This window comes from Rothia sp. (in: high G+C Gram-positive bacteria) (assembly GCF_030540545.1).
Taxonomy (GTDB): domain Bacteria; phylum Actinomycetota; class Actinomycetes; order Actinomycetales; family Micrococcaceae; genus Rothia.
In genome coordinates, this window is the sequence record NZ_JAUNVZ010000005.1 from 145849 (window position 1) to 169565 (window position 23717).

Here is a 23717-nt window from a genome sequence, read left to right on the forward strand (position 1 = left end):
ACCTATCATTTTCCCATAGTGCACCCCAATACGCGAACCCGTACCCCGGATAATCACCAAATTACTCTATCGAGGCTATAAAGAGGGTCTAAAAGCTCGCTTGGGTGCGTGTGAGATGACGGTTCCTTGTCCCACAGCACCCGGATGCAATTGTCGGGCTAGTGTCTTCGAATAGCTTTAGGTTAAATATAGCAGAACTCTCGAACGTTTTTCTGATATACTCGAAAATATATCGAAAATCTTCGAATAGTTTCGAACGCACCGAGTGCTATCCGTCGGACACGTCCCGGCAGAGAAGGAGCCGCCCATGATGGGTTATAGCCACACTGTCAGTGCAGCCGCGGGCTGGCTGGCACTGGTAGAAACCGGGATCGTGCACGTGCCCGACACACCCACTCTGGTGGTCACCACCCTGGCATGCGCGGGCGCCGGTATGCTACCCGATATTGACCACCATAATGGCTCCATTGCCAATACCATTCCACCCTTTTCGCGTTGGATAGCGCGATTTGTGGGTGCTATAAGCGGCGGCCACCGCAAGGGCACGCACTCCATTCTGGGACTGGTGGTTTTTTGGGCCCTCGCCTATTTCGCGAGTATGCTCAGCTATCAGGGAATCCCCTGGGCGTCGCTGCTACTGGCTATGTTTTCCGGCGGTCTGGCGCTGCATGTGCTGGGTGCTCCGGGCGGATGGCTGGGAGCTCTCGCCCTGGGCTGGGCAGCCTATACCACCGATTCGCTCAGCCTGCTCCCCTGGGCTATTGCAGCCGGCGCGACCATTCACCTCATTGGTGATGCGCTGACCACGCGCGGAGTGAACCCCTTCTACCCCATCACGATTAAACCCGTGGTGCCCTCGCTCCTATGGAAAAAGAGTGGTTATATGGCTCTGCCGATTCTGGGCGATGCGGGTAGTGCGCGAGAGAAGGCTCTGACCCTGGTACTCACCTGCTATATTGTGTGGGTTGCCGGTGGTGTGCTGGGCATGTGGGCTGCGCCCAGTGCTGTGATTGGCTCATTCCACGTATAGCTATTTCGCGCGTCAATGCGCTAATAGAGTGAATATAGGCAAAAGGAAACCCTCTCGGTATCCCGGGAGGGTTTCCTTATAATCCTTATGTACCCGTGTGGGTGGTGAAGTGATTAAGCGTCCTGGATGGGCCAGAAGACGTCAACCTCGACGTTCTCTTCACCGGAGGTGGGGTACTTTTCGTATTCAGTGTTGTGCATTGGCATGCTCCTTGTCTGTACAGCGAGCGAGTTTCCGCTCGCCGCCAGGGTGTTCACTCGAGGAAGGGTAAACATCCTTTGCAATGAATAATTCTTTGGTGTTCCTAGGTCATCCATTTCCCGGGAACACTTATAGTCTACGCGGGCTAGATATTGGTTTTCTACTTAAAATCCCACTTTGTCGGTATTCACACAGTCCACCCCACGTAAACCCACATTTACACCCGAAAACCAACAGGAAAAGCCACAAAACAGCCCCTTAAAACCCACAAAACACACATGCTTCAGGGCGTCATATTTCGTCACGAATGCAGAACCCGATCGAGCGCCCTCAAAAGCCACACTCACAGGGCACTCAAACCCTCATAAAACCACACAAACCCACGACTCGCATCACATTTTTTGGGTAAACGCAGGGTCTTTTCGGACTCCCGCAGCTCTCAAAACAGTCGGTGCAAGCACCCCGTACACCACACCATGGGACGCAAGAGCATAGAAAAACTGCCCGTCCATATGCACAAACATATGGGCGGGCAGTTCACATAGCTTTTATCAGCACCCAGCACGCAAAACTATGCAGAGCACTGCACCGACGTACTACACCGTGTACTAGGCAAGCGAAATCAAATCCTGATAATCCTTCGACCAGAGATCCTCCACCGCATCCGGCAGCAGCAGCACACGCTCCGGATCCAGCGCCTCCACAGCACCCTCATCGTGAGACACCATAACAATCGCACCCTGATACGCCTTCAACGCATTCAGAATCTCCTCACGCGAGGCAGGGTCCAAGTTATTGGTCGGCTCATCCAGCAGCAGCACATTCGCACTCGACGCCACCAGGGTCGCCAGGGACAAACGGGTCTTTTCACCACCGGAAAGCACACCAGCAGGCTTATCCACATCATCACCCGAGAACAAGAAGGAGCCCAGAATGGTGCGCACGCGCGTATCGTCCAAATCCGGGGCAGCAGACTTCATATTCTCAAAGACAGTGCGCTCGCCGTCCAGAATCTCGTGCTCCTGCGCAAAATAACCAATCTTCGCACCGTGACCATACACCACCTCACCCGTATCGGGCTGAGTGGTACCGGCAAGCATACGCAGCAACGTGGTCTTACCGGCACCGTTCAGACCCAGCACCACCACGCGCGAACCGCGGTCAATCGCCAGGTCCACATCGGTGAAAATCTCCAGGGAACCATAGGACTTCGACAGACCCTCGCCAGAAAGCGGGGTCTTGCCGCAGGGTGCCGGATCCGGGAAGCGAATCGCCGCAACCTTATCCGCCTGACGCTCCTCTTCCAGACCGCGCATGAGCTTTTCGGCGCGCTTAATCATCTGCTGAGCCGCGGCAGCCTTGGTCGCCTTAGCGCGCATCTTATTCGCCTGCTCCAGCAGGGCGCTCGCCTTCTTCTGAGCATTGGCGCGCTCACGCTTGCGGCGGTGCTCGTCCTGCTCGCGCTGCAGCAGGTAGTTTTTCCAGCCCATATTGTACTGGTCGATCACGCAGCGGTTGGCGTCCAGGTAGAACACGCGGTTGACGACCAGTTCCATGAGCTCAACGTCGTGGCTAATGACCAGCAGACCGCCGGAGAAATTCTTCAAAAATTCGCGCAGCCACAGAATCGAGTCGGCGTCCAGGTGGTTGGTGGGCTCGTCCAGCAGCATGGTGTCGGCATTGGAGAAGAGGATGCGCGCCAGCTCCACGCGGCGGCGCTGGCCACCCGAGAGGGTAGACAGGGGCTGAGAAAGCACACGCTCGGGCAGGTCCAAATTAGAGGTAATGACCGCCGCCTCTGACTCGGCAGCGTAGCCGCCACCGGCAATGAATTCAGCCTCCAGGCGGTCGTAGCGGCGCATACCCTTAGCGCTCACCGCCGGGTCTTCGCTCGCCATATCCACCTGCGCCTGGCGCATTTTACGCGCCACGCCATCCAGACCGCGCGCGGAGAGAATACGGTCGCGCGCCAGCTGGCTCATATCGTCAACCTTCGGGTCCTGAGGCAGGTAGCCGATGGTGCCGCTGCGGGTCACCTGGCCGTCCGCGGGCAGGGTCAGGCCGGCGAGCACCTTGGTCATAGTGGTTTTACCGGCGCCATTGCGGCCGACCAGACCGATCTTATCGCCCTTATCAATGCGGAAGGTGACCTCTTCCATGAGCAGGCGAGCGCCCGCGCGGAGTTCAAGGTTAGAAACGGCAATCATGGGAGTCCTGTCCTGTGTTGAGGCGATTAGTACGGTGCCGTGCGCCGGGAAGAATACGCCCCGGGGAATGGTTCAAGCCCGTGTGGTCTCTACAGCAGAAGGCACCAATTTTCTATTTTAAGTGCTAGGGCTCTAACACCCAAGTGGCTTAGCTTTGCTATCTATCACAGGGGGTTCTTTACCCTATGTGCTTGTGATACCTGCGCCTGGCGCTGTTGACCCGCTGCCCCGGCCCAGCACTGCCGTTATGTGCGGACGGTATATTCCTTTCCACACCGGAGTGTATTGCGTCTTTTTCTATCCGTTCACTCTGTCCATTCACCCTGTCCGTTCACTCGCGCATCGGTTGACCTATATACTGCTGCTGCATCTAGTATCTAAACAGTGTATATATTTATTGACTACCGTATATTCCCCTCTATCTATGCTATCTAACGTAGTACGTCAAATATTACGAGTACTCGTTAATAGAAAATATTGAACGGCGTGTAACCTTGCATATCTCACTATCTGTGATTTATCATGCTCACATGACTAATAATCTTTATCAATTGAGCGCATCTCAGCTCAATGAACGCCCCCGCGGCAACGCCGGCCGCGACCTGGCGCTCATCGCAGTCTTCGCCGCCTTCATCGGCGCACTGTCGATCCTGCCCTCCATTGCCGTCAGCGGCGCGGTACCCTTCACCTTCCAAACCCTCGCCATCTACATCACCGCACAGGTGCTTGGCGGCGTGCGAGCCAGCGCATCCGTAGCCCTCTACCTGCTAGCTGGTTTCGCGGGTCTGCCCATCTTCGCCAATGGAGGCGGAGGTATGGCTGCCTTTGCTTCCCCCAGCGCGGGCTACCTGCTGGGCTTCCTGCCCTTTGCTTTTGTTGCCGGCAGCCTGGGCTACCTATTCACCCGCAAGCTAAGCAACACCGCCGCGATTTTCGGCGCGCGCCTGGGTGCGAACCTGATCGGTTTTGCGCTACTGACCACCTGCGGCATTATTGGCCTAATGGTCAATGCACACATGCCCTTTGAAAAGGCGTGGGTTGTTGCCATTGCCTTTGTCCCCTGGGATTTGGTCAAGTCTACTCTGGCGGTGCTGGTGGCGCTCTCGGTGCACCGCGCATTCCCTGCGCTGGCGCGACTCTAACGTTTATTGATGAGAACCCGCGAAAACGGTGCCGGTGGTGACCGGCGCCGTTTTCCTTTTAAGATAGAAGCCTAAGGAGGAACCATGACCATACGCCGCGCAACCGGTGAGCCCGGGGGCTTTAATGCACCCGCAGAATTTAGCGTGCCTAGCGTGAGCGGCTCGGCGGGCGGTACTATTCATAGCGGCGCAGCTACTCGCGCCGGGCTTATCAGCGCGCGCAATGTCTGGGTATACCCCGAAGGCAACCGCCAGGCACCCCCGATTCTCAGCGATATTAGCGTGGATATGAGCGCCCAATCCACTGCGATTCTGGGGCTTAATGGCAGCGGAAAATCCACCTTTTTAGGTCTCTTTAATGCGCTCACTTTTCCCGATTACGGCACTATTATGGTGCACGATCATAATGCCCTGACTAGCACTGATGCGCTGAAGAAATACGCCGGAATGATTTTCTCCGACCCCGCCGCGCAGCTGCTCATGCCCACCCCCGTGGAAGATATTGAAATGAGCCTGCGCCGCCTGGTGCTACCGGATGGTCGCGTGCTCTCCCGCGCTGAGCGCCGCGAGCGTGCACTACGTATATTGCGCGAATATGGTCTGGAACATAAGGCTCACCAGAGCGTATATTCCCTCTCCGGAGGCGAGCGCCAGCTGGTTGCTTTTGCTAGCGTATTGGCGGTTGAGCCGAGCGTGCTGCTGCTGGATGAGCCAACCACTCTACTGGATGCGCGCAATCGCTCCCGATTGATTTCTCTGTTGGAGTCTCTGCCTCAGCAACTGGTGATTAGCACCCACGATATGGATTTGGCGCGCTCCTGCCAGCAGGCGATTATTATTCACTCCGGTCGTATCATTGCTCGGGGTGCTGCGCCCGATATGGTGGATCTTTATGAGCACTATTGCGCGAGCTCTTTTCCGGGTGAGTCTGCGCCTGATGTTTCTACCCCTAATTTTGGGCAGAATTTTACGCAGAATACGGAACATTAGTCATGGAACCCGTATATTCTTCTATGCCCACCATGCCCACGGGTGAGGCAAATCAGCGACCCGGCTCAGTAACTGCTTCTCCCGCTACCCCTGCCGGTGAACCCAATGCGCGCCCGCGTGCCGCTTCCCTGCCGGCAGATGGTGCATCCTTACTTCTGGGCTCCTATCGTGAGGGCGCCACTCTTGGGCATCGCACTCCCCTGTGGCTCAAAATGCTGATCTTCGTGGGGCTGGGTGTGGCTTTTGCTCTGACCGGTTGGCAGTGGGCGCTGGGTCTGGCTGTTCTCTCGATTATTCTGGCAAGCCTATCGGGTGTGACCGCGCGCGATATGGGGCGCATCCTCTATTCTCTGCGCTGGATTCTGCTGCTTCTGGTTGCCTACTATGTGCTCTGGGGTGGCGTGGCCACGGGTGTTGATGTGCTGTGTACGATGCTGTCGGCGTTTATGCTGTCGCGCGCTGTGCTCACGTCAACTCCCCTGCCGGTGCTGCTGGATGGTGCGGTACGTGCCTGCGCACCTCTACGCCTGGTGGGCGTGTCGCCGCAGCGTGTTGGTCTGGCTATTGCTCTGCTGATTCGTTCGGTGCCGCAGGTGCTAACTATTTGGTCGTCTCTATCCCGAGCGGCGGATGCGCGTGGCATGTCTCGCCGTTCGCGCTGGCGTTTGCTGATCCCGCTGGTGGTTCAGACGGTGGCTTATGCTCACGCGACCGGGGATGCTCTCACTGCCCGCGGCCTTGACCGCCTCTAGTACCACCCACCTACAGTGTGAGCGCAGTTTCTTTGTTTGAGCGCTAAAAATTCGCGCTCCAACAAAGAACTGTGCTCACGTCATAAAACGTGTACTTAGTACCGCTTATATATCTCTCGTCGATGCCCCAGGTCGATAGCCAGGATAACCAGTTGATTATCTATCAGCTCAACAACTACACGGTAATCTCCAATACGATACCGCCAGTAACCGCTCAGGTTCCCCGTTAAACCCTTACCTCGGACTCGCGGATCTTCTATAGTTTGTAAGTCGTCAAAATATTTAAGAATCCTGAGCCGTGTTGGCTTATCTAAACGTTTTAGTTCTTTGGCGAACGAAGAGGTGAATTTAATCGTCCATGTCATCGATCATGGCTTTCATCTCGTCCAGGGTATAGGTTTCTTCTTCGCCAGCTTTAACTCGCGCCGAGATACGCAGAATGTTCTGCTCCCAGATATAGCGTTCCATCGCTTCAGCGAAGCTTTCCATGAGACCCGGATCGTTCACGTCAATACCCTGGCGTTCTGCACGCTGCGCAAGCTCTTCCAAACGGGGTGTCATCTCAATGTATCGTGGTGACATTGTCTTCTCCTTTGGTCTGTAGTTTTACCCTAACATATTTCTCCATGCCAGGGACGTAATATTGACGTTATGCCTTGGCATGGCGCGCTGGAGGATGATGGTCCCCTGGTGGTTCAGACGGTGACCTATGCTCACGCAACCGGGGACGCGCTCACTGCCCGCGGCCTTGACCGCCTCAACCAGCTTGACCCGTGATCCTTAACCGCCCCCTACCCACTTCCTCCAGTTTTGGGGTGTATCGTTTTGGGCGCAAAAAGTAACAACGGGCGCAAATTTCCTGCGCCCAAAGCAACAAATTGCGCCCAAACGGAGAAAGGGTCTGTCACACTCTTGTCTGACAAGGGGGTTAAGGCGTAGACTGGGGTAAATATTCACCGTGGAACAGGAGGAAACGATGTCGTTGACCCACTACGATAAGGAAATGATCCGCCTTGCCGATAGCATCGCGGAACAAGCACACGCCGGGCAGGTTGATAAGATTGGCCGCCCGTACATTACGCATGTGCGCCGCGTGGCATTCCGCCTGCGGTCTCTTACCCGCGAATACCCGCACCTGACCGATAAGCTACCCATGCTCTACATTGTGGCGCTGCTACACGATACGGTCGAAGACACCCCGGTCACCCTACCCTATCTGGCTCGCCTATTCGCCGCACCCATGATTGATGCGATTGATGCGCTCACCCGCCGCGAGGGCGAGAACTACGAATCCTATCTGCAGCGTGTTGCCTCCAATGAGCTTGCCGTGTGGGTTAAGCGTGCGGATATTGCCGATAATACCGACCCGGAGCGCCTGGCTCACCTGAATGAGGAAACCCGCGAGGCTCTGCTAGCTAAGTACGAGTACGCGCTCGCCTACCTGAATGAGGCGGCGCCCACGCATGAGAGCCTGCTGGAGAAGATCCGTATCCCGGCGTAGTTTTGACAGGCTCCCACTTAGACAGCACACTAAGCCCCGCCTCGCGCCTTCCGGCTCGTGCAGCCCGCGCTGAACCGCGCTATCACAGCCCTGCCTGTACAGCCCGGCCCCTACAACACGGGCTATAAACCCAGTATATTAAAAGCACTCAGCCGGTACCCGAAATATTCGAGTACCGGCTGAGTGTTGAGCTATCTAACCCAGTGGTATTAGATATTGAAGCCCAGGGCTCGCATCATATCGCGACCGTCGTCGGTGATACGCTCCGGACCCCACGGCGGCATCCAAACCCAGTTCACGCGCCATTCATCAACCAGCGGGCTAAGGTTTTCCTGCACCTGCTCTTCGATAACTTCCTGCAGGGGGCAGGCTGCGGTGGTCAGGGTCAGATCGAGGATGAGTACACCGTCGTCGTCCCAGCGCATGCCGTAGAGCAGGCCCAGGTCAACGATGTTCACACCCAGTTCGGGGTCGATTACCTCTGCCAGGGCGTCTTCAATCTGCTCCTGGGAGGGGCGGGAAGCAACATCAGTCACTTGTTCACCTTCTTTGTTGTCCGTTTCCCCGACCCGCTACCTGTGAGCTTCGGGTCGGGGATTCAGTGTGTTGCCGGAAAGTTTACTTCTTGCCGGTGTATGCTACGTAGCCTTCTTCTTCCAGGCGGTCAGCCAGCTCGGGGCCACCCTGGTCTACCATCTTGCCGTCAACGAACACGTGCACGAATTCGGGCTTGATGTAGCGCAGAATGCGGGTGTAGTGGGTGATCAGCATAACGCCCATGTCGTTCTGCTCGTGTGCGCGGTTCACGCCTTCGGAGACGATCTTCAGTGCGTCAACGTCCAGGCCGGAGTCGGTCTCGTCGAGAATACCGAACTTGGGCTTGAGCAGTTCGAGCTGCAGGATCTCGTGGCGCTTCTTCTCACCGCCGGAGAAGCCTTCGTTCACGTTACGGGAGATGAAGGCGGGGTCGATTTCCAGCTGGCTCATAGCTGCCTTGACGTCCTTGGTCCAGGTGCGCAGGTTCGGTGCCTTGCCGTCCACTGCGGTCTTTGCCGAGCGCAGGAAGTTGGACATGGTCACGCCGGGGATTTCCACGGGGTACTGCATTGCCAGGAACAGGCCTGCGCGTGCGCGCTCGTCCACGCTCATTTCGGTGATGTCTTCACCGTCGAGCAGGATCTGACCGGAGTCGATCTGGTACTTGGGGTGGCCTGCGATGGTGGATGCCAGGGTGGACTTACCGGAGCCGTTGGGGCCCATGATTGCGTGGATCTCACCGGAGTTAATGGTCAGGTTCACGCCCTTAAGGATGGGCTTGGTGTTTTCGTCGTCGAGGATGACCGAGACGTGCAGGTCCTTGATTTCAAGGGTAGACATTGTTTCTCCTAAAAGCTTAGTTGTTGCTGATCGCCAGCTCTGCCTCGAGGGCTTCGGTGAGCTGCTCTTCCAGTTCGGGTACGCGAATCTGCTGAATGATTTCGTTCAGGAAGCCGCGCACGACCAGGCGGCGTGCTTCTGCTTCGGGAATGCCGCGTGCCTGCAGGTACCACAGGTGTTCTGCGTCCAGCTGGCCGGTGGTGGATGCGTGACCTGCGCCTTCAATGCGGCCGGTCTCGATTTCCAGGTTGGGCACGGAGTCGGCGCGGGGGCCAACTTCCAGCAGCAGGTTGCGGTTCAGCTCGTAGGTGTCGGTGCCTTCTGCTTCCTTACCGATCAGCACGTCGCCGACCCATACGGAGTGTGCACCCTTGCCCTGCAGCGCGCCCTTGTAGGTTACGCGGGACTTGCAATTGGGCACGGAGTGGTCCACGAACAGGCGGGATTCGATGTGCTGGCCGGCGTCTACGAAGTACAGGCCGTACATTTCGGTTTCGCCGCCGGGGCCGGTGAACTTGGTGGAGGGGGTCACGCGTACCATGTCGCCGCCCAGGGAGACGCAGATGTGCTTGAAGCGCGAGTCGCGGCCGAGCTTTGCGTACTGTGCGGAGGCGTGGATTGCGGTGTCATCCCACTGCTGCACGGTGATCACGTTCAGCTGTGCGGAGTCTGCGACCACGAATTCGATGTTCTGTGCAACGGTTGCGGTGCCGGTGTGGCGGATAACAACCTGCGCCTTGGAGAAGGGCTTTGCTTCAACAACGATGTGCTGTGCGGAGGGGTCGCCACCGTTGCCGTGAATGCTGATGTTCACGTGCTCGGTCAGTTCTGCCTCTGCGGGGATGGTCACGATGGTTGCCTGCTTGAAGGAGGACCATGCGTTTGCTGCGACGCGGTCTTCGGGGATGCCGGCGGTGCCGATGCGTGCATCCTCGCGGTCGACGGTTTCAACAACCACAGCCTCGGGGGCTTCGACCTGCACTGCGGGTGCTTCGCCATTCAGGGCGTCCAGGTGCAGTCCACCCAGGCGCTTGAGGGGGGTGAAGCGCCAGTCTTCTTCGCGGCCGGTCAGTGCGGGGAAGTCCTCTACCTTGTAGGAGGTCTTGCGCTCTGCTCGGGAGGCTTCCAGGATCTTCTGAACATTGTTCGGGTTGGAGCCCTGGTGGTTTGCCTCGGTGGCACGCAGAATGGTGTCATCGTGGGCGAACTCGGTGGCGAGCTTCTCGCCTTCCTGGTCCATGCCGGGGATGATGGGGCTGTGGTAGCCCAGGGTTTCTTCAGTGTTCGACATTAGCCCACAGATCCTTCCATCTGGAGTTCAATCAGGCGGTTAAGTTCGAGTGCGTATTCCATGGGCAGCTCGCGGGCGATGGGCTCAACGAAGCCGCGGACGATCATTGCCATTGCTTCGTCTTCTGCCAGGCCACGCTGCATCAGGTAGAACAGCTGCTCTTCGGAGACGCGGGAAACGGTTGCTTCGTGGCCCATGGTCACGTCATCTTCGCGGACATCCACGTAGGGGTAGGTGTCGGAGCGGGAGATGGTGTCCACCAGCAGGGCGTCACAAACCACCGAGGACTTGGAGTGCTTTGCGCCTTCGCGCACCTGCACCAGGCCGCGGTAGGCGCTACGGCCGCCGTTTCGTGCCACGGACTTGGAGACGATGGTCGAGGAGGTGTTCGGCGCGATGTGAACCATCTTGGAGCCGGTGTCCTGGTGCTGACCTTCACCTGCGAATGCGATGGAGAGGGTCTCGCCCTTGGCGTGCTCGCCGACCATGTACACTGCCGGGTACTTCTGGGTGACCTTGGAGCCGATGTTACCGTCGACCCATTCCATGGTTGCGCCTTCGTGTGCGACGGCGCGCTTGGTCACCAGGTTGTACACGTTATTGGACCAGTTCTGGATGGTGGTGTAGCGTACGCGTGCGTTCTTCTTCACCACGATTTCCACCACTGCCGAGTGCAACGAGTCGGAGCGGTACACGGGGGCGGTGCAGCCCTCAATGTAGTGTACGTAGGAGCCTTCGTCCGCGATGATCAGGGTGCGTTCGAACTGACCCATATTCTCGGTGTTAATGCGGAAGTACGCCTGCAGCGGGATTTCCACGTGTACTCCCGGGGGCACGTACACGAAGGAGCCACCGGACCATACGGCGGTGTTCAGTGCGGAGAACTTGTTATCGCCGATGGGGATGATGGAGCCGAAGTATTCCTTGAAGAGTTCGGGGTATTCGCGCAGACCGGTGTCAGTGTCGACGAAGATCACGCCCTGTGCTTCCAGATCTTCGCGGATCTGGTGGTACACAACCTCGGACTCGTACTGTGCTGCAACACCTGCAACCAGTGCGTTACGCTCTGCTTCGGGGATACCCAGGCGCTCATAGGTGGTGCGGATATCTTCGGGCAGTTCTTCCCAGCTTTCCGCCTGCTTTTCGGTGGAGCGCACGAAGTACTTGATGTTGTCGAAGTCGATTTCAGACAGGTCCGCACCCCAGGTGGGCATGGGCTTGCGCTCGAAGAACTTCAGCGCCTTCAGGCGCATGTCCAGCATCCACTGGGGTTCGTTCTTCTTGGCGGAGATATCGCGCACGACGGCTTCGTCCAGGCCGCGCTTTGCAGCCTGACCGGCTTCGTCAGAGTCGGCCCAACCGTACTCGTAGTTGCCGATGCCCTCGAGTTCGGGGTTCATCTCCAGGATCTCTGAAATGACGGTGTCGTTGGCTTCGAGCTCAACTTTCTCGGTCATTACGGCCTTTCTTCGATGGTGAATAATTCTTTATTCTTCCGGATTGTCTCCGGGAAGTCTATGGTGCCCGGCACTATTGTTGCGCTAGCGTTTGCGAGGTGCGCAGGCTAGGAGGCGTCAGTGTCGGGTCGTTCTTTATCTCGTACCAGCGGCACGTGGGTGGTGCACACATGTGCGCCGCCTGCCATGGTCGAGAGCCTACGTACGTCAACGCCGAGCAGGTCGGAAATAATCCCGGTTTCCTGGTCGCAGAAGACCGTGAAGTCTTCGGCGAGGTCTCGTACGGGGCAGTGACCCTGGCAGAGCTGAATGCTTGCCAGGAAGTTCGTTCCTGCCGGCACGGGGCGACCTGCGGGCGGTGCCGTGCGGTTGGCGGTGGCTACAAACCCGTCGCGGCTCATGGCTTCTGCCAGGGCTTGGGCTCGGGCTTCGACGCTGTCACCGGCGGCTTCTACTACCGGGCGGTAGCGCGCCTCCATTTCGGCAGCTCGTGCGGAGGCGAAGGCTTCGAGTGCCTGCTCCCCTACGGTGTCTCGCAGCATTTTCAGGGCGTCGCGGGCAATGTCTAGGTAGTCATTGCCTAGGCGTTCGTGCCCTTCGGGTGCGATGACGTAGCGGCGTGCGGGTCGGCCTGCGCCTGCCGAGAGGTGTTTGAGGGAGGCGACTTCGATCATGTGCGCCTTTTCCAGCGCGTCGAGGTGGCGACGCACTGCTGCGGGGGTCAGGTTCAGCAGTTCACCGAGGTTGGCTGCTGAGACGGGGCCGTGGTTGAGAACGCCGCGGAGCACTCGGTCTCGGGTGCGTTCTTCGGTTTCCGCTGTGCGTGCGCCGGACTTCGACACGGGCGCCTTGGAGGCGCTTTTTACGGTCTTGTTCACGGAATACACAACTAAAGTATGTCCTAATTCTGGTGGGGGTACTAGTAAGGTGTTCCTACTTGTGAGCAAAGAGTCTTTAACTTTCGTGCAAGGCACCCTCAGCGTGGCATTTAAGGGCTTCGCAGCGGGGTGCTCAGCGCCTTAGTTCCGCGATATGTCGCGTATTTTTGGGTGGTTTGGAGTGGGTTTGAGTGCGGTTTGGGGTAGCCGATCGGGCAGTATAGATAGGTGAATAGAGACACTCTTAGCTTTTGCGGAAGTGTCGGGCGGCACGTTTATCCCGCCATGTATGACCGCTCCCAGCGTAATAATCACAGTTTTTAACGCGAAATAACACACAAACCCCGTCTTTATTAAGCACCCCTAGCTTTCCTCCCCTCGCTCAGGGCTTAAGATAGGGGTGTGTCACACCAACTACCCGAAACTCATAGCCCCGCGCCCGCAAACCGCACGCGCACAGCCTATAGCCGCGCCAGCACACGCACACACGCCCACGGATCCAGCGAACCGGCAGTGCGCATCCGCAAACTCGTGAAGGATTTCCGCGCCTCGCGCTCCTTTAGGGAAAAGCACCCCGAGCGCATCACCCCCATGGATTTTTACCGCGCGGTCAACTCCGTGAACCTGGACGTCTACCCCGGCGAGGTGGTCGTACTGCTGGGCGCCAATGGTGCCGGTAAAACCACCACTCTTTCCTGCGCGCAGGGCATGACATGGCCCACCCGTGGCAGTGTGGAATTACTGGGTGAAAACCCTGTACACGCCACCCCCGAGCTGCGCGCCCGCGTGGGCATTATGCTGCAGGACGGCGGTCTGCCCAACGCCATGAAACCCATCCCGCTGCTGCGCCACGTGGCGAGCATGTACCGCGACCCCATGGATGTGGACATGCTGGTTGAGCGCCTGGGCATTGAGGCGTTTAACGGTACGAATATTCGTCGCCTCTCGGGCGGTCAGAAGCAGCGCGTTGCTTTTGCTGCGGCGCTGATCGGTAAACCCGATGTGCTCTTTTTGGATGAGCCTTCCGCCGGTCTTGACCCGCAATCGCGCAATGTGGTTTTCGATATTATTCGTGAGCAGCGCGCCGCCGGAACCGCGATTGTGCTCACCACTCACCTGCTCGATGACGCCCAGAAGCTCGCCGATTACGTCTACATTATGGAGGACGGCACGATTGCCTCTGAGGGACCGATTCAGGAGCTGCTGACCGGCGACGGTAGTATGCGCCTGCGCTTTAGCCTGCGCGAGCACTGCCCTAAGCTGAGCGAGCTTTTCCCGGATGATTTGAGTGCGGGTCTGAGCCTGAGCGTGAGCGAACCCTATGATGAGTCCGCTCCCCTGCTGCCGGGTGAATACGAGGTGACCGGCGTGATCACCGGCCGGCATATGGTGGAGTTCCACCGTGCCCTGGCGCAGCGCAACCTGATGCCCGTGCATGTGGAGCTGACCGCGAAGAGTTTGGAAGATGTATTCCTGGAGATTTCCGGGGAGGAGATTCGATGAGCGAACAGAAAGCCCCTGTAGTGGATGAAGAATTGATTCCCTGGCGTGCGGCTGGTGCGGTCGGTATTTCCGATAGCGCTGAGAGTGCCCAGACTAGCGAGAAGACCGTGACTGCTAGTGTCGCTAAGGGTTCTGAAACGAGCACTTCGGAAGCAGGAACTTCGGGAACGGGCAACTCAGAAACGGACAGCCCGGAAACGGTACGTTCGGAAAGCGCTGACACCAGCGAAAGCGGCACCTCCCCCACTGCCGAGCTGCGCGCCTCCGCAGGGCTGGTGCGCGTACTCTCCCAGGGCGTCTACGAGACGAAAGCCATGCTGCGTAATGGCGAGCAGCTCATGCTCAATATTGCTTTCCCCGTAATGGCGCTCTTCGGGCTAAGATTCACCACTTTCTTGGATGATTACGCCGCTCAGCTGGGCACTAGCCGTATTCAGTTGGCGGTGCCGGGTGTTTTGACTCTGTGCGTGATTTCTACGGCGCTGTCGGGTCAGGGTATTGCTACCGGTTTTGACCGCAGGTACGGGGTGCTCAGGTTCCTGTCTACTACCCCGCTGGGGCGTAACGGCCTGATTCTGGGCAAGCTGATTGCTGTGGCGGCTGTGATTTGTATTCAGTTTGCCCTGGTGTGTGCGGTGAGTTTCGGGCTTGGTTGGCAGGCTGAACCTTACCAGTTGCAGCGTGCACTGACGTCCATGTGGGTTGGTGGTGCGGCGTTTACCGCCTTGGGTCTGCTGATTGCCGGTACGGTTCGTGCGGAGGCGACCCTTGCGATTGTGAATATTACGTGGGCGATCCTGGCTGCTATTGGTGGAGTGCTGGTGCCTGTGTGGGCCTACGCTCAGCCCTGGCAGACTATTGTGACAGCACTGCCTTCCGGGGCGCTGGGCGAGGCGCTTCGAGCGGATTTCTTCGAGTCTTCCTTTAGCCCGTGGCAGCATGTGCTGCTGATTGTGTGGGCGCTGGTGATTGGCTTTGCGGCGTCTAGGCTTTTCAAGTGGTCTGATTAGACCCTATTCGTGACATACGAACGGCTCGGTACATTAGTACCGAGCCGTTTAGTTTTAAGATTCAAATGTCTGCCTTCCCGCGTGGGATGATGCTCCATCAAGCAATAGGGCTGAAACGTAAGTGAACCCGGAAACGCTGCTCCCAGGGCGAAGACTGTCCGTGTGGACACTGGTGCTATATTCCGCATGGGATGAAGCCCCATCAAGCAATCCGGCTAGGCTGCGGTCATTGCACCCAAGCCCTGCGCTCCTCGAGAACGAACCGCAGCCTATGCCTGATTGCAACATGCACAACCAGCTAAACTCCGCATGGGATATACCTAGACAAGGAAGATTGCCTGTGTGGATACGGGCGCTATATCCCGCATGGGATGATCCTTTTTAGACACGGCAGGAAATTCAACGTAAGTGAACCCAGAAACGCTACTCCCAGGGCATCGTCCCATGCGCCCTATTACATAAGCCATTGCAAAAGAGGAGAACGTAATACCCCACGACACACCAGAACCAGACACACCAGCCCCAACAGCCCAGAAATTCATAGCTACTTCTCTTCCCAACGCTTCTCACGGAAGTTATACCAACTCATAGGGATCCAACCCCACCCAAATACACTAAATATTATTGCAATAATCGGGACTGCACGCACCCCAGTAACAATAAATATAAATGCAATAAAATAAGGAAGGAATATGCCTAAAAGCTTCATGCCAATAGTAGACACAAGCTGGAATGCTTTTAAAGTTCTAAATGCAGAAGTCGGAATAGATATCCCAGCAAATACATATACCGCAAGACCATAATCACCCAAGTTTCCATAATCATTTCTTAGTATAAACAGAACCAATCCTAGATATGTTATAGAATTTATAGCAAGAAATAAAATTATAGATAAGTAAAATTTTACGTGTGGTGTTTTCCTAAGAGTCTCTACACTATTGCATTTCATCTTAAAGATCCCCCGTCGAAAAATTAGTATGAAGATAACTAATAACCAGTGGATATATATTGAAGTCAGCATAGGTCTTAACTATGTCAGATCCACCAGCCAAACCAGCTGTTGCAAGAGGCTCCAAATACACAGGAGAAACCCTCCGCAAACCCGGAACCTTCTGCACATACGGAGACCTAAAATTCAACTTCGACGCAATATAGTTATTAGCTATATTAAACCCACCATAATACACCACAGTACCCCACGACACACCAGAACCAGACACCCCAGCCCCAGCAAACAAACCAGCATACCCAGCCCCAACAGCCCACGAATACTCAACCACACCATTGGCCACACGCCAACGCAACACCCCAGGCTCACCCCGACGCGTCACAAACCGAGCAACACCAGAACCATAACCACCCAAACCATTACCCACAGCAGCAGTCACCTCACTACCAACAAACGCATTCCAATCCCACACACGAACCTCCTCAGGAGTCAACGCATACGACACCAAATACGCAGGAACATTCACCACAGCACCAGCAGCAGCACCACGAACACCCTGCACCACCACAGGACGAGCCACAGCCACAGCACCCGAACCAACAGCACGAGCACGATCAGCAGCAGCCGCCCACGGAGAAACCCGATCCACAACAGAAGGATCTATATGCAACATTATTCTTCAGATCCGCCACGATACCGCTCAGGATACTCTTCATAAGCCTTTGGATGAATCCAAGCCATAGGCAAGATCCCAAAAATCATCCAAAAATTAGCTGTACATCCAATACCATATCCCCACATATCAGGAAAGCGGAAAGCAATACCAATAATTAAGCCCGTTGGAATCGCAGCGCAAACCATAAACTTCTGAGAGATATTTCTCAACAGATAAATATATGCTAAAGATAAGGATGAAGATACTGCGATAGATATATAATAGAGAATTTCAAGAAATACACTTCCCGAAAAGAGTATATCCCTCTTATATATTCCATTACTTACCGTTATGAATGTGGACAAAGAAGCCATAAATAAGAATATAAGTAGTCCATAATAGAACATAAAGGGAAGCTTCTTCGTAGGAACTAATAGACCACTCATACTAAAATTTTTCCTTCAAGGGTTCAATGTCCAGATTGACATTATTAATGTATGCATCCACGAACACAGTCTTACCATAATCTGATAGGCCAGCCCATCCTGCAGTCACATACGGATACAACACCAAAGACCCATCAGACACAAAACCCACACTATAACTCTTCGGATAACCACCCCAACCAACAGGACGACCCATCTGAGAAAAACTACTCAAAGAACCCACATGCGGAGCAGGAAAAGCATAAGCAATCAAACCATTAGCAACACCGTAATACACAACATCACCATACGAAACAGAACGACCAAAATACGCATTCCCAGCATATATACCCGCATACCCAGATCCAATACCCCACACAACAGCAGTACCTTTCTCAACCCCAGCAGCCCAACGTCCACTAAATCGCGCAGACAACGACCCAGCAACAGGAGAAGCAAAACCACCCAAACCATTACCCACAGCAGCAGTCACAGTACTCGCCTTATACCCCTCCCAATCCCACTGCTTACCCGAATCAGGATTCAACACAAAAATCACCGGATATGCCACAGCATTAACAGCAGCACCAGCAGCAGCACCACGCACACCATGAATCAACACAGGACGAACCAAACCACCAGCACCCCTAACAGCCCGCGCAGCAGGAGCCAAACGAACACCACCAGCACGCACAGCCGCACTAACCCACGGCATCACACTATCAACCGCACGAGGCGCAGCACTGACCGCACGAGCAGTCACACCAGGAACCCTCGGCAAACGAGGAATAGACCTAAACGTCAACTCCAACGACAACACAGACGCAGTAGCAGCCTGAGCAGAACGCTTCATACCTTCCATCACCCGGCTAGCACCATTGGACAAAGCATTAGAGGCACGAACACCCAACGGGGTACGAGCCAACCAACGCCCACCCAAAGACAAAGCACGCATACCAAGCATCCACGCAGCACCCTCCAAGGCACCAACCTGAGCACCAGTCCACGAATCACCAGCAGCAGCCGACCAATCCACACGACCGTCATATCCCTTATGAGAGTCAATACCATTGCTCAGGCCATTCAAAGCGCCCACACCGGCAAAAGCAACAGTCATTCCAGCATACCCCGCAAGACTTGCCGGAGCACTAAAAGGGAAAGTGGCAACAATAAGCAGAAAAGCGCCCAGCTTAGCCATAGCCGAAATAGTGTCACTATTGCGGTTCATCCAACCCTCAATACTGCTATCCAACATAGCGTCACGAGAGAGCGGACGATAACCGCACGGGTCAACACACTCCACCGGGTTATTACCCAGCAACGCGTACGAATCAGCACCCCAGGCGGCACCCACCGGAGAGAACCACGGATCAGCACTCAAGAATTTACGCGAAGCACCATCAGCCCAGCGCACACCCAGCAGACGCAAACCGGCGCACAGAATAGAACCCTCACCGTCAAAACCAACGCCGGGGATCAACTCCTGACCCACCATCTGAGCAGACCAGGGATCCAAACCATAAGAGCCCAACACCATGCCGGTAGCAGCCGAGTCAGCAGACACCGCACGCTCACCTGCTACGCTCATAACGCGAGCGCCCAACAACGCGGGTACAGCAGCAGAATAATCCCAGGTCAACTGAACCTGCCGACCCGCGGAATCACGAATAGAACGCAGCACACCGCGCGCAGAATACTCAAAGCTAAAACGCTGAGCGCAGGCAGGTACAGCACCGAGAACAGAGCGGAAAGAATCCACACCGCGTACCGTTAGCACAGACCCCAAAAGACCCCGATTATTCCACGTGAATTCACGACGTACACGGGCACCATCGTCACCACTCATAGTTTCACTCAAACGCTCACCAGCTGCGCTATAGGTGTACTCCCAGCGCACAGCAGAATTATCTACCCTATAGCCGGTTACCGGATCCAGCGTGCGCTGCACACTAGCCACCAGCTGGGCACGGTCATTATAGGTATACTCGCGCACCATAGCGGAGCGCCAGGTGCCGCCAATACGCTGTTCCATACGCTCCGCGTGGAGTACACCGTTAGAGTAGACCCACACGGCACGCGCAGAACCGGCGGTAGCACTCAGCAGCTGACCGGCAGCATCGTAGAGGTACTCAATAGAGCCATCATGCGCGCGGGCGCCACTCATTACGGAGCGACCGTTCATCTCATAGTAGACACGCTCAATACGAGAGCCCTCAGGCGCAATTTCTTGGGTAGAGTTCTGGACTGACTGCACCGCCTGCGCCTGGTCAATGAGAGCACCCAGACCATCGTAGCGGTAGGTTTGAGAGCCGAAATAGCTATGAGTGCTCGTGCGGTAGCCATCGAAATCATAGGGGTAGCTAACGCTCTCCCCTAAAGTATCGACAGGGCGCAGCTCAGGCTGATAGTTTTCCATCAACAGCCCCAAGCAGTCATAACGGTACTCTTCGCGGGGTTCAAGACTGCCTGAACTATCCGATGCACTCTGTGCCGAAATCACAGCACCCAGGGCATTACGCTCAAAGACAGCGCTCAGCGTATTATTCACCCTCGATTCAACGCTCTGACCGTTATACGCGGTCGATTCATTGCGCACTCCATCAGTACGCTCCACAATACGACCGGTCTTATCGTAGGTGCAGTGAATATCGGCTGCACCACCGCTCACAGCGGTAATACGACCGGCGAAATCACGGCTAAAATCGGTGACATTTCCGCGGGTATCAATCTGCTGAACCAGGTACCCGGCAGAATCATAACTATAAGTAGTCTCCTGGTTCAGGGCGTCAATAGTGCGCACCAACCGACCCGCCGCATTATAGATATAACGACAGGTACCGGTCAAAGAATCGAAACTTTCAATGAGACGCGAGCACTCATCATAGGTGTACAGGCTCTCGTGCTCACCCACACGAGCGCGAACCAGACGACCGCACAGATCATAGTCAAAGCTCTCGCTGAGCCCATCGGAGCTTTCACGAGCCACCAGCTGCCCCGCCAGATCATAGGTGCACCGTACCGTGCGGCTATTAGAATCGGTGAGCTCTTCCAATCCGTAGGGTGCAGCGGTGCGGGTACGCAGTACCACGGGACGGCCGCAGCTATCGTATTCAACAGTGCTCATGCGATGAGCGGGCGAGATTATCTGTACCAGGCGGCCTGCAGCGTCCCATTCATAGCGGGTTATGCCATTATTGGCGTCTCGGTACTCTACCGGGTAACCGGCAGAATTGTAGATAATCTCTTCTTCGCTTACCTCAGACCATTTGGGCGTAGACAGCTCACCGAACGCAGTCTTAAGTTCCTCGAAGCGCTGCTTAGTTACACGGCGTGCCGCGTCGACAATCTCAACACTTCGAGAGTTACCTTGCGTAGTGTAGGCGCCACGATTCCACACCGAATAGTGCAGGTCGGTCTGCTCCCCTTCCTCATTAATCACGCTACGCAGAGTGCCGTCCGGGGAGTACTCGAAACTCTTGTACGCGCCCGAAGGATCGGTAATCTTCTCAACCTGAGAGAGCGGATTATAGGAGTACTGCCACACACGCTGAGCCGCGTCGATAATACGGGAAATATTACCCCAGCTATCGTGTTCCATACTCACAGACCAACCGTCGCTACCGGTCACAGAGGCAATCTCGCCACCTGCCGAATACTCCAGGGTATAGGTGTATCCGACGGGGTCAATAACGCTCACCGGCACAGAGCTCCGAGCCTGTTCACTATCACTCTCAGGGTCTGCATAATAGTACTCCCAGCGCGCACCGCTCGGATCAATCACAGCAGCGGGATGGAAAATATAATCATGCTCAGAGACGCTTATAAGCGACTCATTGACCGAAGACATGAGACGCCTTTCGTGGTCGGGGTAAAGATTCGGAAGTTACCTAAGTCACTATACTATCACAGTCAATATTCATAAATCCTGTGTCAGGTCACGATGGCAGATACACCGCCATAAACCCCGCCACACATGCCCCAAGCTACCGACACAGCGACGCGCACCACCTCATAAGCCAGGCTCACCATACTGTGCCATCACAGCATGTTCTCTCTGTATTCTCTCTGCAAAAACTTCGCCCTAGAACTAGGCGTTCATAGTCCAAACAACCTATGCTTAAAAGGAAGCCGGCATAACGGTGGCGCTCCCCCGCGGAATAGACGCGAGAGTCGCCACGTTATACCTGTATAAACCACAGGCACAATAGCTTGAAAGAAGGATTTCACGTGGCTAATTTTGAGTGGACTGACAAGGACCAGCGCGCGGTAGATACGGCACGCCTGCTGGCAGCGGACGCCGTGGAAAAGGTCGGCTCCGGCCACCCCGGCACCGCCATGAGCCTGGCACCGGTAGCGTACCTGCTCTTCCAGAAGGTCATGAAGCAAGACCCCAACGATGACCGTTGGGAGGGTCGCGACCGTTTCATCCTCTCCCCCGGCCACACCTCCCTGACCCTCTACTCGCAGCTCTTCCTGGGCGGCTACGGTCTGGAACTTGATGATCTGAAGTCCCTGCGTACCTGGGGTGCCCTCACCCCCGGCCACCCCGAATACAAGCACACCAAGGGTGTTGAAATCACCACCGGCCCGCTGGGTCAGGGCCTGGCGTCTGCCGTTGGTTTCGCCTACGCTCAGCGCTACATGCGTGGCATGTTCGACCCGACCGCGCCCGAGGGCACCTCCCCCTTCGACCATCACGTGTACGTGATCGCTTCTGAAGGTGACGTGCAGGAAGGCGTGACCGCCGAGGCGAGCGCCCTGGCAGGTCACCAGGAGCTGGGTAACCTGATTGTTATTTGGGACCGTAACCATATCTCCATTGAAGAAGACACCGATGTTGCCTTCACCGAGGATATTCCGGCGCGTTACCGCTCCTACGGTTGGGATGTTCAGTCCGTGGATTGGACCAAGACCGGTGAGTATGTTGAAGATGTCGCCGAGCTCTACGAGGCAATCGAGCGCGCCAAGGCTGTCAAGGACAAGCCCTCCTTTATTGAACTGCGCACCATTATTGGTTACCCCGCACCCACCAAGCAGAACACCGGCGCTGTGCACGGCTCCAAGCTGGGTGCTGAAGAGATCGCTGCGACTAAGAAGCTGCTGAACTTCGACCCCGAATCTTCCTTTATTGTGGAGGCGGATATTCTCGAGCACACCCGTCAGCTGGCTGCGCGCGGTGCTGCTGAGCACACCGCCTGGGATGAGAAATTCGCTGCTTGGGCTGCTGCGAACCCCGAGCAGGCCGCTCTCTACGCTCGTCTGATTGCCGGTGAGTTGCCGGAGGGCTACCAGGAGTCCTTCCCTGTCTTTGAGCCGGGTACTTCTATTGCTACTCGTGCCGCTTCGGGTCAGGTTATTAATGCTATTGCGGGCACTTTCCCGGAGCTGTGGGGCGGTTCTGCTGACCTTGCCGGTTCGAATCTGACCACTATTAAGGGTGCTAAGTCCTTTAATCCTGCCTCTCGTACCACCGAGGACTGGTCCGCTGATCCTTACGGTCGCGTGCTGCACTTCGGTATCCGCGAGCAGGCAGCCGCTGCGATTGTTAACGGCATTGTGCTCTCTTCGCCCACTCGCGCATTCTCGGGTACTTTCTTCGTGTTCTCTGACTACCAGCGCCCGGCGGTTCGTCTCTCGGCACTGATGGGCATCCCGGCACTGTACGTGTGGACCCACGACTCGATCGGTGTGGGTGAGGACGGCCCGACCCACCAGCCCATTGAGCACCTGACCTCCCTGCGTGCAATCCCCGGTTTTGATGTGGTTCGCCCCGCCGACGCTAATGAGACTTCTATCGCGTGGCGCACCATTATGGAGCGTGCCGATAAGCCCGCCGGCCTGGTACTCTCCCGCCAGAACCTGCCCGTATGGCCGCGCGTTGACATTGATTCCTCAGCCGAGGGTGAGCGTTTTGCCTCTGCTGAAGGTGTTGCACGCGGCGCCTACGTGCTTGCCGACGCACCCGAGGGCCTGTCCCTGGATGTCGTGCTACTGGCAACCGGTAGCGAGGTTGAAATCGCTGTGGCTGCCCGTGAAGCTCTGCGCGAGCAGGGCGTGGGTGCCCGCGTGGTATCCGTACCCTCGCGCGAATGGTTCGCCGAGCAGGACGCAACCTACCGCGATTCGGTAATCCCCGCCTCCGTGAAGGCTCGCGTGGCTGTTGAAGCTGGTAGCGCCATGAGCTGGTACGACCTGCTGGGCGATGCGGGCCGCGCGGTTGCCATTGACCACTTCGGTGCTTCGGCAAGTGCAGCAACCCTGTACCGCGAGTTCGGCATTACCGCCGAGGCTGTGGTAGATGCCGCCCTGGAGTCCATTAAGGCTGCTTCCTAATAGTTGTATATAGTGC

General features: G+C 56.3%; 21 protein-coding genes. 9 read left to right on the plus strand and 12 right to left on the minus strand.

The annotated features are described in order from the left end of the window. The first annotated feature begins 307 nt into the window (after positions 1-307). Positions 308-1030, plus strand: a complete 723-nt coding sequence (locus tag Q4P78_RS05820) for a metal-dependent hydrolase (RefSeq protein ID WP_303339418.1) — start codon at positions 308-310, stop codon at positions 1028-1030. 809 nt (positions 1031-1839) lie between these two features. Here Q4P78_RS05820 and abc-f read toward each other — a convergent pair. After that, positions 1840-3438, minus strand: coding sequence for a ribosomal protection-like ABC-F family protein (gene abc-f / locus Q4P78_RS05825; protein ID WP_303339419.1), 1599 nt, complete (start codon positions 3436-3438; stop codon positions 1840-1842). Positions 3439-3968: 530 nt separating this feature from the next. Between abc-f and Q4P78_RS05830 the strand changes: the two genes are divergently transcribed. From Q4P78_RS05830 to Q4P78_RS05840, 3 genes are all read left to right on the plus strand, one after another. Then, a complete protein-coding gene (locus tag Q4P78_RS05830) occupies positions 3969-4580 on the plus strand; it encodes a biotin transporter BioY (protein WP_303339420.1) in 612 nt (203 codons plus the stop codon). Between the two features lie 84 nt (positions 4581-4664). Beyond that, positions 4665-5570, plus strand: a complete 906-nt coding sequence (locus Q4P78_RS05835) for an energy-coupling factor ABC transporter ATP-binding protein (RefSeq protein WP_303339421.1) — start codon at positions 4665-4667, stop codon at positions 5568-5570. A gap of 2 nt (positions 5571-5572) precedes the next feature. Next, positions 5573-6322, plus strand: coding sequence for an energy-coupling factor transporter transmembrane component T (locus Q4P78_RS05840; protein WP_303339422.1), 750 nt, complete (start codon positions 5573-5575; stop codon positions 6320-6322). Positions 6323-6417: 95 nt separating this feature from the next. Here Q4P78_RS05840 and Q4P78_RS05845 read toward each other — a convergent pair whose 3' ends face one another. Beyond that, positions 6418-6687, minus strand: coding sequence for a type II toxin-antitoxin system RelE/ParE family toxin (locus Q4P78_RS05845; protein WP_303339423.1), 270 nt, complete (start codon positions 6685-6687; stop codon positions 6418-6420). Further along, complete coding sequence (locus tag Q4P78_RS05850) at positions 6671-6904, minus strand: hypothetical protein (RefSeq protein WP_303339424.1); 234 nt, start codon at positions 6902-6904, stop codon at positions 6671-6673. Before Q4P78_RS05850 ends, Q4P78_RS05845 begins: the two co-directional genes overlap by 17 nt. 69 nt (positions 6905-6973) lie before the next feature. Here Q4P78_RS05850 and Q4P78_RS05855 point away from each other — a divergent pair, with 69 nt between their 5' ends. Then, a complete protein-coding gene (locus Q4P78_RS05855; protein ID WP_303339425.1) occupies positions 6974-7099 on the plus strand; it encodes a hypothetical protein in 126 nt (41 codons plus the stop codon). A gap of 199 nt (positions 7100-7298) precedes the next feature. Further along, complete coding sequence (locus Q4P78_RS05860; RefSeq protein WP_303339426.1) at positions 7299-7823, plus strand: phosphohydrolase; 525 nt, start codon at positions 7299-7301, stop codon at positions 7821-7823. Between the two features lie 209 nt (positions 7824-8032). On the opposite strand, the gene Q4P78_RS05865 is transcribed toward Q4P78_RS05860, so the two are convergent. The 5 genes from Q4P78_RS05865 to Q4P78_RS05885 form a co-directional block, all read right to left on the minus strand. Then, on the minus strand, positions 8033-8359 hold the full coding sequence (locus Q4P78_RS05865) for a metal-sulfur cluster assembly factor (protein ID WP_303339427.1): 327 nt from the start codon (positions 8357-8359) through the stop codon (positions 8033-8035). Positions 8360-8441: 82 nt separating this feature from the next. Continuing rightward, positions 8442-9200 (minus strand): Fe-S cluster assembly ATPase SufC, encoded by a 759-nt coding sequence (sufC, locus tag Q4P78_RS05870; protein WP_303339428.1) that lies wholly within the window; start codon positions 9198-9200, stop codon positions 8442-8444. A gap of 16 nt (positions 9201-9216) precedes the next feature. Next, positions 9217-10491 carry a Fe-S cluster assembly protein SufD gene (gene sufD, locus Q4P78_RS05875; RefSeq protein ID WP_303339429.1) on the minus strand — a complete coding sequence of 425 codons (1275 nt, stop codon included), beginning with the start codon at positions 10489-10491 and terminating at the stop codon, positions 9217-9219. Continuing rightward, a complete protein-coding gene (sufB, locus tag Q4P78_RS05880) occupies positions 10491-11948 on the minus strand; it encodes a Fe-S cluster assembly protein SufB (protein ID WP_303339430.1) in 1458 nt (485 codons plus the stop codon). Before sufB ends, sufD begins: the two co-directional genes overlap by 1 nt. Before the next feature lie 107 nt (positions 11949-12055). Continuing rightward, positions 12056-12835 carry a metalloregulator ArsR/SmtB family transcription factor gene (locus Q4P78_RS05885; protein WP_303339431.1) on the minus strand — a complete coding sequence of 260 codons (780 nt, stop codon included), beginning with the start codon at positions 12833-12835 and terminating at the stop codon, positions 12056-12058. Between the two features lie 393 nt (positions 12836-13228). Here Q4P78_RS05885 and Q4P78_RS05890 point away from each other — a divergent pair, with 393 nt between their 5' ends. Both Q4P78_RS05890 and Q4P78_RS05895 read left to right on the plus strand, forming a co-directional pair. Beyond that, positions 13229-14329, plus strand: coding sequence for an ABC transporter ATP-binding protein (locus tag Q4P78_RS05890; protein WP_303339432.1), 1101 nt, complete (start codon positions 13229-13231; stop codon positions 14327-14329). Then, positions 14326-15339: an ABC transporter permease gene (locus Q4P78_RS05895; RefSeq protein ID WP_368660897.1), complete on the plus strand. Its 1014-nt coding sequence runs from the start codon at positions 14326-14328 to the stop codon at positions 15337-15339. Before Q4P78_RS05890 ends, Q4P78_RS05895 begins: the two co-directional genes overlap by 4 nt. A gap of 544 nt (positions 15340-15883) precedes the next feature. On the opposite strand, the gene Q4P78_RS05900 is transcribed toward Q4P78_RS05895, so the two are convergent. The 4 genes from Q4P78_RS05900 to Q4P78_RS05915 are packed head-to-tail and all read right to left on the minus strand — an operon-like array spanning position 15884 to position 21215. Beyond that, positions 15884-16288, minus strand: coding sequence for a hypothetical protein (locus tag Q4P78_RS05900; protein ID WP_303339433.1), 405 nt, complete (start codon positions 16286-16288; stop codon positions 15884-15886). Position 16289: 1 nt separating this feature from the next. Then, positions 16290-16961, minus strand: a complete 672-nt coding sequence (locus tag Q4P78_RS05905; protein ID WP_303339434.1) for a hypothetical protein — start codon at positions 16959-16961, stop codon at positions 16290-16292. Beyond that, the gene (locus tag Q4P78_RS05910; protein ID WP_303339435.1) at positions 16961-17389 is read right to left on the minus strand and encodes a hypothetical protein; all 429 of its coding nucleotides are present in this window, start codon (positions 17387-17389) and stop codon (positions 16961-16963) included. The genes Q4P78_RS05905 and Q4P78_RS05910 overlap by 1 nt, the downstream gene beginning before the upstream one ends. 1 nt (position 17390) lies before the next feature. Next, entirely contained in the window at positions 17391-21215 is a 3825-nt protein-coding gene (locus Q4P78_RS05915) for a hypothetical protein (RefSeq protein ID WP_303339436.1), read from the minus strand. A gap of 380 nt (positions 21216-21595) precedes the next feature. Between Q4P78_RS05915 and tkt the strand changes: the two genes are divergently transcribed. Beyond that, the gene (gene tkt, locus Q4P78_RS05920) at positions 21596-23701 is read left to right on the plus strand and encodes a transketolase (protein ID WP_303339437.1); all 2106 of its coding nucleotides are present in this window, start codon (positions 21596-21598) and stop codon (positions 23699-23701) included. The last annotated feature ends 16 nt before the right edge of the window (positions 23702-23717 follow it).